This is a genomic window from Thiobacillus denitrificans ATCC 25259 (assembly GCF_000012745.1).
Taxonomy (GTDB): Bacteria; Pseudomonadota; Gammaproteobacteria; order Burkholderiales; family Thiobacillaceae; genus Thiobacillus; species Thiobacillus denitrificans_B.
Genome location: NC_007404.1, coordinates 1872163 through 1886226, shown reverse-complemented (window position 1 = coordinate 1886226; position 14064 = coordinate 1872163). Strand labels below are relative to the sequence as shown.

Sequence of the window (14064 nt, the reverse complement as noted above, 5' to 3'; positions counted from 1 at the left end):
TCGGCGCCGTGATCGGCATCGCCTGGCTGTTTATGCTCGTGCGCGAACTTCCGCTCGCGGATTACGGGGCCTACGTCACGTTCACGGCGTTTCTGAATATCTTCGTGGTTGTCGGGAGTTTCGGCCTGATTGCGGTGGCCGAAAGATATGTGCCCGAGCACCGCTCGCTGTCGTCGGGTCCGGTTCTCGCGCGGTTTTTGACACGGCTGATCGCGCTTCGCGTCGTTCTTTTGGCGGTGGCGTGCCTCGCCATGGCCGGCTTCAGCGCGCATCTCCCCGCCCTTCTTTCCATCGAGGGCATGGCTGATACATTTCTGGTCTTCCAGATCGTGGTCTTCGGTGAGGGGCTATGCCGTTACATCGAAACCATATTCGACTCTCTCTTGCAGCAGAAGTACTCCCAGATATCGACGCTCTTTCGCTACGGGACCAGGCTTCTCGCCCTGCTCGCATACCCGCTCCTTTCCGACGAAGCACTCGATTTGTTCACCTGGATCACGATCGAGGCCGTGACCGTGAGCCTCGGCGCGCTGCTTGCCCTCGCTCTTATGTCGAAGATCGTCCGTCAGGCGCGGCACGAAGAGGGGGAGCGCGCGGGGGAAGGCAAACTGGATTATCCCCGCTACATTCGTTACGCGGCGCCGATATACCTCGGCCGCATACTTGCCCTTTTCAGCGGCATCGAGATGGCGAAATTGGTCACCACGAAAATGCTTGGCCTCGAAGCGTCCGCCGTGTTCGGGTTCTGCGCGTCCCTCGCCATCACGCTCCAGCGTTACCTGCCGACCTATCTCCTCATGGGTATGGTTCGCCCATTGTTCATCACGGCATTTCACTCCGAGCGTCCGCAAAAGCGTCTGGATTTCCTGTTTTCCTTGATCGTCAAGCTGAATATGTTCGCCATATTGCCCGCGCTCGCCGTCACGACGGTGCTGGGCGACGGCGTCGTCCATCTTTTTTCGAGCGGAAAAATAAGCGAGGGCGGGCTGATGCTGACGCTGATGCTCGGGTTCGTGGTAAGCCAGGCCTTGCGAATCGCACACGGGATGGTCTTGATATCGCTCGAGGATGGCAAGGGTTCGCTACTGATTGCAGTCGCGGGGGCGACCGTGTTTGCGCTGTCAGCACTGTTTGTTTCGGTCTACGGCCCGGTCGCCCTGGTCCTCGGACTTGTCGCGGCCGACTTCGTCGCGATGGCGATCGCGGGGCATCGCATAAGGATGAAATCCTACCGGCTGAATTATCCCTACCGCGGGATCGGCAAGCTGTTCATCGCAACAGTCGGGGCGACCCTGTTCATTTCATTGCTCGATTTGTCGCTCGCCGGTTACGGCGAAATCAGCCGGGTCCTGGCAGCGGCGGGTCTGGGGATGGTGCTTTATGCGTTGCTCGCGCAGTCGATCCGCCCCTTCACCGATGAGGAGCGGGGCGCCATCAACCGGATGCTACCGGTCCGCCTTTTTGTGTGGTGAACAGGAGATGACCGGAACTCACGTGCCGCAACCCGCAAAGAAGGTCTCTAGAACATGCGCGTGATCAATGTTGGGCAGAATTACCATCTCCGAGGGGGATCGGACAAATATCTGTTCTCACTCGAGAGTTTGTTGCGTGACCACGGCCATGAAGTGATCCCTTTCGCGTCGCGGCAGGCCTCCAACATCGAAACGCCCTGGTCGTCCTATTTTCCGCCAGAAGTGGACTTCCAGCGCCCGCGCCCGGTTGACGTCCTCCGGTATGCGTATTCCCAGCCAGCGCGCGAAGCGATGCGAAAACTGGTTCGAGAGCAGACGCCCGACATCGCACATCTTCACATCTATTACGGCCAACTCACGGCATCGATTCTTGCTCCGCTGGCCAATGCCGGGATTCCCGTCGTGCAAACGCTTCACGAATACAAAATCGTGTGCCCGACCTACAGTTTGTTCGCGCATGGGGAAATCTGCGAGGCATGCGAAGGGCGCCATTTTTGGCGAGCGGCGGCACGCCGCTGCAATCGTGGTTCTTTCGTGCGTTCGGCCCTGAGCGCGACGGAAGCATACGTCTCGAGATGGCTAGGCGCGGTGGATAAGGTCAGCCACTTCATCGCGGTAAGCGATTTTCTGCGCGACAAGGTGGTTTCGATGGGCGTGCCGGGGAACAAGGTCACGACCGTACATAATTTCATGGATTGCGCCGGCATCGAACCGGCGCGCGAGCTGGGCACGTATCTTCTCTATTTCGGCCGGCTGGAGCGCATCAAGGGCATCTACACACTGCTTGAAGCCGTGGCGCCTCTGAGGGACACCCCCCTGCTGATTGTGGGCGACGGGAACGAGAAGACGCTTCTGCAGAGCGAGATTACGCGACGCGGTCTGGATCACGTGAAGCTGCTCGGGTTCAAGCAGGGGCAGGAGCTGCGCGACTTGATCCGCGGAAGTATCTGTACGATCGCGCCTTCGGTCTGTTACGAAACCTTCGGCCTGACGCTCGTCGAGTCGTTCGCGCACGGCAGGCCGGTGGTGGCCAGTCGGATCGGCGGCATGACAGAAGTGGTCGCGGATGGCGTGGATGGCTTTCTTGTTCGACCAGGGGGTATCGAGGAATTGAGGGAACGCTTATTGTGGATGACAACCCACCCGGACCGCGCGCTGGAGATGGGGCGCCATGGTCGAGCCAAAGTTCTAAGTCAGTTTTCTCCGGAGCGCCATTACGAAAAGGTTATGGCGGTTTACGGAAAAGTAGCGAACCGATGAGAGTACCGAACATTTCACTAAACACCCTGAGTCCGAGTCAAGTTCCACAGGTGAGTGTAATCATCGCCACATACAACTGTGCGCCGTATCTGGCGGAAGCCATCGAATCTGCGTTGGGGCAGGACGGCGTGAATGTAGAAGTGGTGGTGGTAGATGACGCGTCGACCGATGGAACCCTCGTGGTAGCACGCCGCTACGAACAGGCGGGGCGGGTAAGGTTGTTCGTGAACGAAGTGAATCGGGGGCCCAGCTTTTCGAGAAACCGGGCTATCAGTGCCGCACGGGGTGAATGGGTGGCCCAATTGGACGGCGATGATTGGTTCGCTCCCGGTCGGCTTTTAACCTTGCTGCAACTGGCCGATGCTCGTCAGGCAGATCTTGTGGCGGACGATATGTTCATGGTGGAAGACAGTACGCTGCGAGCAGTATCGACTCCCTTTCTCAATAACGGCGTGCCATGGCGGGCAGCACAATCGGTCACGCCTTTGGATGTGATCAAATATGACCTAGGATCGCTGAAGCCGCTGATGCGCCGAGCTTTTCTCGTCGAACATTCGCTGGCGTATGAAGAGGGTCTGAATTACGGTGAGGATTTCCTGTTGCTATTAAAGGCTATGCTGGCTGGTGCGCGCGTCACGATCGCGCCGGAGCCCATGTACCACTTAAGACGAGGTAACACGGGGTCGTTGACGACTCAGCGCGGCCGCCTGCTTCGTCAGGTCGAGGACACGACAAAGAAACTCATGAGTGATCCGGACATTAGCCGTCGTCCAAGAGTGGTGGCAGCGTTGGGAGCTCGCCTGAATCACGTCAGACGGTTGGCGATGCTTGAAGACGTTATTCGGCTGGGAAAGCAGGGTCATTTTGCGAGCCTCTTCGCAAAATTCTTCGCGGATCCAAAACTCTTCCTCGCACTCCTACGAAGAGGACCAGAAATGATTGCAATACGTGTCCGTCGGCGACTGAATCGCAAGACATTAAGCCGCGCACATCTTCCCCCCGGGGCCCACGGCCTGTCCTGATTTTGTGAAGCGTTTGCACGGGATGTTTTGTGCGTTGAAAATCGCGCCGCGAAAGCACAACTAAAGACTCTTTTTTTGGGGACAAGATGGCGTTTCGGAAGCCGAATTTAATTATTGCTGGAGTCGTTAAAGGTGGCACGACGTCAGTGTTCTCGTACTTGTCAGTACATCCGGATATATGTGTTTCCAGCGTGAAAGAGACTTGTTTCTTTCACGGACTTCGTTATGGGTACGACCTACAGCCTTTCTCTGACTATCTAAATTACTTCCGGCAGTGTGAGAATCAGAAATATATCCTTGAGGCCACTCCAGGATATTTCGAGGGAGGTGCACGCCTCGCACGCGGTCTGAAGGATGCGCTCGGAGAGGATATTAAAGTGCTCTTGTTTCTCCGAGATCCCGTCGATCGCTTGATCTCGTTCTTTAAGTTTAAGAAAAGCATGCTTGAAATCCCTTTCGATCTCCCTTTGGGCGAATATATTGGCCGCTGCGCAGAGATGGGTTGGGAAGAAAAAAAATCGCAACCGAATGACATGTGGTGGGGAATTGAGGGCGGAAAATACGATTTATATCTTCAGGAATGGTTTGATGTTTTTGGAAGTAAGGTGAAGGTTCTGTTTTTCGATCAAATCAAGCGCGACGTTCGATCATTAATGATTGAATTGTGTGAATGGCTGGAGATCTCGCCGGATATCTATCAAGACTTTGTCTTTGAGGTCGAAAACAAAACCATTGGTTACAAGAACAGGCGTCTTCAAGAAGGTGCACTTTTCGTCAATAGAGAATTGGAAAGGTTCTGGCGTGCCCATCCAAAACTGAAGAGCAAACTACGAGATATCTACTTCCGGGTAAACGGCCGGGACCATGTGAACTCCGTTTCCCACGACTTAATCGAACAGTTGTCGGATTTATACAGGCCGCATAACGCCAGAACGAGGGAAATTCTCGAATCCCGGAATTATGCAAACCTACCTGCGTGGCTTGAGCAGTCGTGAACAAGTCAATTCGCATCCTCGGTACACGCGGGGTACCTGCCGCGCATGGCGGCTTCGAGACCTTTGCCGAGCATCTCGCGCCCTATCTGGTGGAACGCGGCTGGCAGGTGACGGTGTATTGCCAGGAGGACGGCGCCGGGGCGGTGTTCGAGGACGACTGGCGCGGTGTGCGCCGCGTGCGCATGCCGGTGGCGACCGGCGGCGCGGCGGGGACGATCGTGTTCGACTGGAAATCCACGCTGCATGCCGCGGGGGAAAAGGGGCTCGTGCTCACCCTCGGTTACAACACGGCGGTGTTTTGTACCCTGTATCGCCTCAAGGGGCTGAAGAACGTCATCAACATGGATGGCGTGGAGTGGCGGCGGCAGAAGTGGGGCGCACTGGCGCGCACGTGGTTCTGGCTGAACGACTGGGCGGGCTGCTGGCTGGGCAATCATCTGGTGGCGGATCATCCCGAAATCAAAACGCATCTCGCCACGCGGGTGTCACGGGGCAAGATCACGATGATTCCCTATGGCTCGGACCGGGTGGATGCTGCCGACGCGGGATCACTCGCGGCTTACGGACTGGAGCCCGGCGGCTACGCGATCCTGATCGCCCGGGCCGAGCCGGAGAATTCGATTCTCGAAGTGGTGCGGGCCTGGTCGAGCAAGCCGCGCGGCTACAAGCTGGTGGTGCTGGGAAAATACGATCCCGGCCATGCCTATCAGCGTGCGGTAAGGGAGGCGGCCTCGGACGAAGTCGTGTTTCCCGGTGCGATCTACGACAAGGCGGTCGTGCAGGCGCTGCGCTTTCATGCCCGATTCTACGTGCACGGGCATCAGGTCGGCGGGACCAATCCCTCACTGGTCGAGGCCTTGGGCGCCGGCAACGCGGTGCTGGCGCACGACAACCCGTTCAACCGCTGGGTGGCGGGGGAGGCCGGCGTCTATTTTCACGGCGAGAAGGAATGTGCGCAGCAAATCGAGCATTTGCTCGGTGATGCCGAAAAGGTGACGCAGTTACAGAGCGCGAGCCGGGCACGCCATGCCGCGGCGTTCACTTGGGAGAAAATCCTGGGTGATTACGAGAAGCTGTTGCTGGACTGGGCGTAGCGCTCACGATCCAGCCGTTATTTTTTCAAGGAAGATCATCGTGATATTGGTTACGGGGGGCGCCGGTTTCATCGGCGCAAATTTTGTTCTCGACTGGCTTCGCGCAAACGACGAGCCGGTGCTCGATCTGGACAAGCTCACCTATGCGGGCAATCCGGAAAACCTCGCGGCGCTGCAGGGCGACCCGCGCCACATCTTCGTGCAGGGCGACATCGGCGACCGTGGACTGGTCGGCAAATTGCTCAGCGAACACCGCCCGCGCGCGATCGTCAACTTCGCCGCCGAGTCGCACGTCGACCGTTCGATCCACGGCCCGGAAGATTTCATCCAGACCAACGTCGTCGGCACCTTCCATCTGCTCGACGAGGCGCGGGCCTACTGGGTGAGTCTTCCCGAGGAGGAGAAGGCGGCGTTCCGCTTTCTGCACGTGTCGACCGACGAAGTCTACGGCTCGCTCGGCCCGACAGACGCGCCCTTCACCGAGCAGACGCCGTTCGCGCCCAACAGCCCTTACTCGGCGAGCAAGGCGTCGTCCGATCATCTCGTGCGCGCCTATCACCACACCTACGGGCTGCCGGTGCTGACGACCAACTGCTCCAACAACTACGGTCCCTACCAATTCCCCGAAAAACTCATTCCGCTGATCGTGCTCAATGCCGTGCAGGGCAAGCCCCTGCCGATCTACGGCGACGGCATGAACGTGCGCGACTGGCTGTATGTCGGGGACCATTGCACGGCGATCCGCGCGGCGCTCGAAAAGGGCCGACCGGGCGAAACGTACAATATCGGCGGCTGGAACGAGATGCCGAACATCGAGATCGTCAAGACGGTGTGCGCGCTGCTCGACGAGATGCGGCCCGATCCGGCGGGCCCGTACGCGCGCTTGATCACCTATGTGACCGATCGCCCGGGACACGACCGGCGCTACGCGATCGACGCGAGCAAGATCGACCGCGAACTCGGCTGGCGGCCGGCCGAGACCTTCGAAACCGGGATCCGCAAGACGGTGCGCTGGTACCTCGACAACATGGCCTGGGTCGAACACGTCGCGAGCGGCGCGTATCGCAATTGGGTCGAAACGAATTATTCAGAAAGAGTTCAGGCATGAAGCGCAAGGGCATCATCCTCGCCGGCGGTTCCGGTACCCGCCTCTATCCGGCGACCCTGGCAGTCTCGAAGCAGCTGCTGCCGATTTACGACAAGCCGATGATCTATTACCCGCTCACGACGCTGATGCTGGCGGGGATTCAGGACATTCTCGTCATCTCGACCCCGCAGGACACGCCACGCTTCGAGCAGTTGCTCGGCGACGGCAGTCAGTGGGGCATCAATCTGCAGTATGCGGTCCAGGCCAAGCCCGAGGGGCTCGCGCAGGCCTTCGTGATCGGCGCGGACTTCGTCGGCAACGGGCCGAGTGCCCTCGTGCTCGGCGACAATATCTTCTACGGCCACGAGATGACCGACGATCTCGGGTCGGCCAGCGTCAGGGACACCGGCGCAACGGTCTTCGCGTATCGCGTGCACGATCCGGAACGTTACGGCGTGGTTGAATTCGACGACGCAGGAAACGCGATCAGCCTGGAAGAAAAGCCCGCGCAGCCGAAGTCGCATTACGCCGTCACCGGCCTCTATTTCTACGACAGCCAGGTCGTCGACATCGCGCGCAATCTCAAGCCCTCGGCGCGCGGCGAACTGGAAATCACTGACGTCAACCGCCACTACCTCGAAGCGGGCGAGCTCAAGGTCTCGATCATGGGCCGCGGCCACGCCTGGCTCGACACGGGCACCCACGAATCGATGCTCGAGGCCTCGCTCTTCATCGAGACGATCGAGAAGCGCCAGGGGCTCAAGATCGCCTGCCCGGAAGAGATTGCGTACCGCAAGCGCTACATCGACGCCGAACAACTCGCGAAGCTGGCCGCGCCGATGAAGAAGAACGGCTACGGAAGGTACCTGCTGGAAATTCTGGACGAGCATGTCTTCTAGCGTGTGCCCCCACTCCGTTTCATCCGTCCTCGGGAGAGCGGCATGAACGTCGTCAAGACCTCGCTTCCGGAAGTCCTCTTGCTCGAGCCCAAGGTCTTCGGCGACGCCCGTGGCTTCTTTCTCGAGAGCTGGAATCGCAAGACGTTTTCCGCGCTGGGCCTGGACGTCGACTTCGTGCAGGACAACCATTCGCGGTCGGCGCGCGGCGTGCTGCGCGGCCTGCATTACCAGATCAAGGATCCGCAGGGCAAGCTCGTGCGTGTCGTGAACGGCTCGGTTTTCGACGTCGCGGTCGATCTGAGGCGCGCGTCGCCGAATTTCGGCCGCTGGGTGGGTTACGAGCTGTCGGCCGAAAATCAGAGAATGCTGTGGATTCCGCCCGGCTTCGCCCATGGCTTTCTGGTGTTGTCCGAGAGCGCAGACTTTCTTTACAAGACGACCGCGTATTACGCGCCTGAGTGGGACCGGGGCGTGTGCTGGAACGATCCCGAAATCGGCATCGAGTGGCCATGGAGCGGCTCGCCGACCCTCTCGGCCAAGGACCAGGTCTTGCCCTTTCTCAAGGACGCCGAGGTCTACGCGTGAGGCCGCGCATTCTGCTCACCGGGCCGAACGGCCAGGTCGGCTGGGAGTTGCAGCGCACGCTGGGCTCCCTCGGCGAGGTCGTCGCCCTCGATTCGAGCGCGCTGAACCTCGCAGATCCGCGGCAGGTGCGCGAGACGGTGCGTGCGCTCGCCCCGCGGATCATCGTCAATCCGGCTGCCTATACCGCGGTCGACAAGGCGGAAAGCGAACCCGAACTGGCGCGTGCCGTGAACGTCGTGGCGCCCGCTCTGCTCGCCGAGGAAGCGCACCGGCTCGATGCCCTGCTCGTCCATTACTCGACAGACTACGTGTTCAACGGCAGCGGCAGCCGGCCGTGGCGCGAAGACGACCCTTGCGACCCGCTCAACGTGTATGGCGCGACGAAGCTCGAGGGTGAGCGTGCGATCCAGGAGAGTGGCTGTCGCCACCTGATCTTCCGCACATCGTGGGTGTACGGCGCGCGAGGCAGCAACTTCCTGCTGACGATGACGCGCCTCATGCGCGAACGGCCGGAACTCAAGATCGTCGCCGATCAGATGGGCGCCCCGACCTGGTGTCGCGATCTCGCCGAGGCGACGGCGCAGATTCTGAGCCAGCTGTGCGCGCCCCAAACCCGATTGACCGATCCGGCGCCCTGGGGCGTCTACCACGCTGCCAACGGCGGCGAGACGTCGTGGCACGGTTTTGCCGAAGCGATCCAGCGCCTCGAGGGCGAGGGGCCCGCGGCGCATGCGCGGCTGCTGCCGATCCCGAGTAGCGACTACCCGACGCCAGCACGGCGGCCGCTCAATTCCCGGCTCGACAGCGACAAGCTCGCGCGCGTTTTCGGCTTGCGCCTGCCCGACTGGCGCGTCGCGCTCGCGCTGTGTCTCGGCAAATCCGCCGCCTGACGCGCCTCGGCGCCGCGGCGAAAGAATGACGGTCGTCCGAAAAAAATAGGACAATTGCGGACTTCGTGATTGTCGTGAGCCCAGGAACATGATCAAGAAAGCCCTCATCACCGGCGTGACCGGCCAGGACGGCGCCTATCTCGCCGAATTCCTGCTCGGCAAGGGCTACGAGGTCCACGGCATCAAGCGCCGCACCTCGCTTTTCAACACCGACCGCATCGACCATCTCTACCAGGACCCGCACGAGAAGGACCGCCGCTTCATCCTGCATCACGGCGACCTTACCGACTCGTCGAGCCTGATCCGCATCATCCAGCAGGTGCGGCCCGACGAGATCTACAACCTCGCCGCGCAGTCGCACGTCGCCGTTTCGTTCGAGGAGCCCGAGTACACCGCCAACTCTGACGCGCTCGGCGCGCTGCGCATCCTCGAGGCCATCCGCATCCTCGGCCTCGAGAAAAAGACGCGCTTCTACCAGGCCAGCACCAGCGAACTCTACGGCCTGGTGCAGGAAACCCCGCAGAAGGAGACCACCCCCTTCTATCCGCGCAGCCCCTACGCGGTCGCCAAGCTCTACGCCTACTGGATCACGGTCAACTACCGCGAGGCTTACGGCATGTATGCCTGCAACGGCATCCTCTTCAACCACGAGTCGCCGATCCGTGGGGAGACCTTTGTTACCCGCAAGATCACGCGCGCGCTGGCCCGAATCAAACTGGGCCTGCAGGACTGTCTCTTCCTCGGCAACATGGACGCCAAACGCGACTGGGGCCACGCCAAGGACTACGTCGAGATGCAGTGGCTGATGCTGCAGCAGGAGAAGCCCGAGGACTTCGTCATCGCCACCGGCGTGCAGTACAGCGTGCGCGACTTCGTCGACGCCGCCGCGAAGGAACTCGGCATGAGCATCCGCTGGGAAGGAGAGGGCGTCGCCGAGAAGGGCTACGACGACAAAGGCCGCTGCGTCGTCGCCGTCGACCCGCGCTACTTCCGACCGACCGAAGTCGAAACCCTGCTTGGTGATCCCGCCAAGGCCAAGGACAAGCTCGGCTGGACGCCGAAGATCAGCTTCGACGAACTCGTCACCGAAATGGTGCGCGAAGACCTCAAGGCGGCCGAGCGCGACGAGCTGGTGAAAAAGCACGGCTACAAAGCCATGGATTACCACGAATAAACGATGGACAAGAACGCGCGCATTTATGTGGCGGGGCACCGCGGCCTCGTCGGCTCCGCGCTGATGCGCGATCTCGAACGCAAGGGCTACGGCAACTTCGTCACCCGCACCCACGCGGAACTCGACCTGACCAAGCAGGCGGCGGTCGAAGCTTTTTTTGCCAGCGAGAGGCCCGACTACGTGTTTCTCGCTGCGGCGAAGGTCGGCGGCATCCACGCCAACGACACTTATCCCGCCGACTTCATTCGCGACAACCTCGCGATCCAGACCAACGTCATCCATGCGGCTTGGAAGAGCGACGTCAAACGCCTGCTGTTTCTCGGCTCGAGCTGCATTTATCCGAAGTTCGCGCCCCAGCCGATGAAGGAGGCGCACCTGCTCGACGGGGAACTGGAGCCGACGAACCGGCCCTATGCGCTGGCGAAGATCGCGGGCATCGAGATGTGCTGGGCCTACAACCGCCAGTACAAGACCCAGTACCTCGCCGTCATGCCGACCAATTTGTACGGGCCCGGCGACAACTACCATCCCGAGAACTCGCACGTGATCCCGGCGCTGATCCGTCGCTTCCACGAGGCCAAGCAGGCGGGCGCGCCGAGCGTGAGCGTTTGGGGCAGCGGCACGCCCCGACGCGAATTTCTCTACAGCGAGGACATGGCCGACGCCTGCACCCATTTGATGGCGCTGCCGGACGCCGAATTCCTGCCCTTGCTCGGACAGGACCGCAACGACGGCCTGGCGCCGCTCGTGAACATCGGCGTCGGCCACGACCTCACGATTCGCGAACTCGCCGAGACGGTGAAATCCGTCGTCGGCTACCCCGGCGACATCGTGTTCGACGCGAGCAAGCCGGACGGCACGCCCCGAAAGCTCTTGGACGTGAGCCGGCTGAACGCGATGGGTTGGCAGGCGCGCACCGAAATGGGGACGGGACTGCGGCGTGCATACGAGGACTTCCTGAGCGCGAAATCTAGCGAAAGCACCTGATTCGCGCGCCCGCACAGCCGGCCATGGACACGTGCCGCAGGCTGACGGTTTGTGCGCGGCGCCCAGCCTACTGACATCCGCATGGCGGCAACAGGAGAAGGAGAGGCAGTTGAGAGTTCTTTTGACAGGCGGTGCCGGTTACATCGGATCGCATACAGCCGTGGAGTGCCTCGCGGCCGGACACGACGTCGTCGTGTTCGACAATCTTTCCAACAGCAGTGAAAAATCGCTCGAGCGTGTGGCCCGGATCGCGGGCAAGCCCGTGAGTTTCGTGCGCGGCGACATTCGCGATCGGCACGCGCTTCGCAAGCTCTTCGCGGAACACGCGGTCGATGCGGTCGTGCATTTCGCGGGGCTCAAGGCGGTGGGCGAGTCGGTCGAGCATCCCTTGCGCTACTACGACAACAATATCGGCGGCAGCATCGCCCTGTTCGAGACGATGGCCGAGGTCGGGCTGAAGACAATCGTGTTCTCGTCGTCGGCGACGGTCTACGGCGACCCGGTCCGGGTGCCGATCACCGAAGATTTTCCGCTGTCGGCGACCAATCCCTACGGCCGCTCGAAGCTCTTCATCGAGGAGATGCTGCGCGACATCGCGCGGTCGGACGGCGGTTGGCACATCGCGCTGCTGCGCTATTTCAATCCGGTCGGCGCCCATGCGTCGGGCCTGATCGGCGAGGACCCGCGCGGTATTCCCAACAATCTCATGCCCTACATCGCTCAGGTCGCGGTCGGGCGGCGTCCGCATCTCAACGTATTCGGCGGCGACTACCCGACGCCGGATGGCACAGGCGTGCGCGACTACATCCACGTCGTCGATCTCGCCCGCGGCCACGTCGCGGCCTTGGGCAGACTGCAAAAAACGGCGGGCGTGCAGACCTGGAATCTCGGGACCGGGCGCGGCGTGAGCGTGCTCGACATGGTGCGCGCATTCGAGGCGGCCAGCGGCCGTGCGATCCCCTATCGCATCGTCGAGCGTCGCGCAGGCGATGTCGCGCAGTGCTGGGCCGACCCGTCGTGCGCGGCGCGCGACCTCGGCTGGCGGGCAGAATACGATTTGCCGCGCATGTGCGAGGACGCTTGGCGCTGGCAGCAAGGCAACCCCGAGGGCTACGCCTGAAGACGCCCGCCCCGGCGCGCCGATGCGGGCCAGGCGAGATCAGGCGCGCTATGATCTGCTGACCGGGGGCGATCCCGGCGCAGACAATCACGGAGATACCTCATGCCGCAGACCAAATTTCTACTCGACGAGTCCGAGATTCCGAGCCACTGGTACAACGTCGTCGCCGACATGCCCAAGCCGCCGGCGCCCCCGCTGGGGCCCGACGGAAAACCGGTGGGCCCCGACGCCCTGAGCGCGATTTTCCCGCAATCGCTGATCGAGCAGGAGATGTCGGCGGAACGCTGGATCGCGATCCCCGAGAAGGTGCGCGAGATCTATCGACTGTGGCGCCCGTCACCTTTGTTCCGCGCGCACCGGCTCGAAGCCGCGCTCGGCACGCCGGCGAAGATCTACTACAAGTACGAAGGCGTTTCGCCGGCCGGCTCGCACAAGGTCAACACCTCGGTCGCGCAGGCCTATTACAACGCTGAGGCTGGGATCAAGCGCATCGCGACCGAGACCGGCGCCGGCCAATGGGGTTGTTCGATGGCGCTCGCGGGCCAGATGTTCGGGCTCGAGGTGCGCGTCTACATGGTGAAGGTCAGTTACAACCAGAAACCCTACCGGCGCTCGATGATGCAGACCTGGGGCGCCGAAGTGTTTGCGAGCCCGAGCACGGAAACCGCATCGGGGCGCGCGGCGCTGGCCGAAAGCGCCGACAACCCCGGCTCGCTCGGCCTCGCCATCTCCGAGGCGGTCGAGGACGCAGCGTCGCGCGCCGACACGAGCTATGCGCTCGGGTCGGTCCTCAATCACGTCTTGCTGCACCAGACCGTGATCGGGCTCGAGGCGAAGAAGCAATTCGAGAAGGCGGGTGATTATCCCGACATGATCTTCGCGCCCTGCGGCGGCGGGTCCAACTTCGGCGGCGTCGCCTTTCCTTTTCTCGCCGACAAGGCCGCGGGCAAAAACGTGCGCCTGGTCGCGGTCGAACCGGCGTCCTGCCCGACGCTCACGCGCGGCCACTATGCCTACGACTTCGGCGACACGGCGAAGCTGACGCCGATGATGCTGATGTACACCCTCGGCCACGACTTCATGCCCCCGGGTATCCACGCGGGTGGCCTGCGCTATCACGGCGACTCCGCGCTCGTTTCGCAGCTTTACCACGAAAAGCTGCTCGAGGCGGTCGCCGTACAGCAGCTTGCGACCTTCGAGGCCGGCGTACGCTTTGCACGCGCCGAAGGCATCGTCCCAGCGCCCGAATCCAATCACGCGATCGCGGCATGCATCGACGAAGCCCTGCGTTGTAAGGAAAGCGGCGAAGCGAAGACGCTGTTTTTCAACCTCTCGGGCCACGGCCATTTCGACATGGCCGCCTACGACAGCTATTTCGCGGGCAAGCTCGAGGATTTCGCGTATCCCGAAGCGGCGATCCAGGCCGCGCTCGAGCGCCTGCCCAAGGTCGCGTAAGCCCTGTCATTCCGCCGACAAGAG

At 61.6% G+C, this 14064-nt stretch carries 13 protein-coding genes; all 13 read left to right on the top strand.

Annotated elements, in window-relative coordinates:
• Positions 1–8 precede the first annotated feature (8 nt).
• The 13 genes from TBD_RS08975 (at position 9) to TBD_RS08915 (ending at position 14040) form a co-directional block, all read left to right on the top strand.
• Positions 9–1472, top strand: a complete 1464-nt coding sequence (locus TBD_RS08975; protein WP_187147186.1) for a lipopolysaccharide biosynthesis protein — start codon at positions 9–11, stop codon at positions 1470–1472.
• 54 nt (positions 1473–1526) lie between these two features.
• The gene (locus TBD_RS08970) at positions 1527–2732 is read left to right on the top strand and encodes a glycosyltransferase family 4 protein (RefSeq protein ID WP_011312296.1); all 1206 of its coding nucleotides are present in this window, start codon (positions 1527–1529) and stop codon (positions 2730–2732) included.
• A 50-nt stretch (positions 2733–2782) separates the two neighbouring features.
• Positions 2783–3754, top strand: a complete 972-nt coding sequence (locus TBD_RS14300; RefSeq protein ID WP_049750236.1) for a glycosyltransferase family 2 protein — start codon at positions 2783–2785, stop codon at positions 3752–3754.
• A gap of 86 nt (positions 3755–3840) precedes the next feature.
• Positions 3841–4749: a sulfotransferase domain-containing protein gene (locus TBD_RS08960; protein ID WP_011312294.1), complete on the top strand. Its 909-nt coding sequence runs from the start codon at positions 3841–3843 to the stop codon at positions 4747–4749.
• On the top strand, positions 4746–5843 hold the full coding sequence (locus TBD_RS08955; protein ID WP_011312293.1) for a DUF1972 domain-containing protein: 1098 nt from the start codon (positions 4746–4748) through the stop codon (positions 5841–5843). Before TBD_RS08960 ends, TBD_RS08955 begins: the two co-directional genes overlap by 4 nt.
• Before the next feature lie 37 nt (positions 5844–5880).
• Positions 5881–6951, top strand: coding sequence for a dTDP-glucose 4,6-dehydratase (gene rfbB / locus TBD_RS08950; RefSeq protein WP_041433106.1), 1071 nt, complete (start codon positions 5881–5883; stop codon positions 6949–6951).
• Complete coding sequence (rfbA, locus tag TBD_RS08945; RefSeq protein WP_011312291.1) at positions 6948–7829, top strand: glucose-1-phosphate thymidylyltransferase RfbA; 882 nt, start codon at positions 6948–6950, stop codon at positions 7827–7829. Before rfbB ends, rfbA begins: the two co-directional genes overlap by 4 nt.
• Before the next feature lie 42 nt (positions 7830–7871).
• Complete coding sequence (gene rfbC, locus TBD_RS08940) at positions 7872–8414, top strand: dTDP-4-dehydrorhamnose 3,5-epimerase (RefSeq protein ID WP_011312290.1); 543 nt, start codon at positions 7872–7874, stop codon at positions 8412–8414.
• Positions 8411–9304, top strand: coding sequence for a dTDP-4-dehydrorhamnose reductase (rfbD, locus tag TBD_RS08935; protein WP_011312289.1), 894 nt, complete (start codon positions 8411–8413; stop codon positions 9302–9304). The genes rfbC and rfbD overlap by 4 nt, the downstream gene beginning before the upstream one ends.
• Before the next feature lie 88 nt (positions 9305–9392).
• The gene (gmd, locus tag TBD_RS08930) at positions 9393–10478 is read left to right on the top strand and encodes a GDP-mannose 4,6-dehydratase (RefSeq protein WP_011312288.1); all 1086 of its coding nucleotides are present in this window, start codon (positions 9393–9395) and stop codon (positions 10476–10478) included.
• Between the two features lie 3 nt (positions 10479–10481).
• A complete protein-coding gene (locus tag TBD_RS08925; RefSeq protein WP_011312287.1) occupies positions 10482–11465 on the top strand; it encodes a GDP-L-fucose synthase family protein in 984 nt (327 codons plus the stop codon).
• Positions 11466–11574: 109 nt separating this feature from the next.
• Positions 11575–12585 carry a UDP-glucose 4-epimerase GalE gene (galE, locus tag TBD_RS08920; protein ID WP_011312286.1) on the top strand — a complete coding sequence of 337 codons (1011 nt, stop codon included), beginning with the start codon at positions 11575–11577 and terminating at the stop codon, positions 12583–12585.
• A 102-nt stretch (positions 12586–12687) separates the two neighbouring features.
• Positions 12688–14040: a TrpB-like pyridoxal phosphate-dependent enzyme gene (locus TBD_RS08915; RefSeq protein WP_011312285.1), complete on the top strand. Its 1353-nt coding sequence runs from the start codon at positions 12688–12690 to the stop codon at positions 14038–14040.
• The last annotated feature ends 24 nt before the right edge of the window (positions 14041–14064 follow it).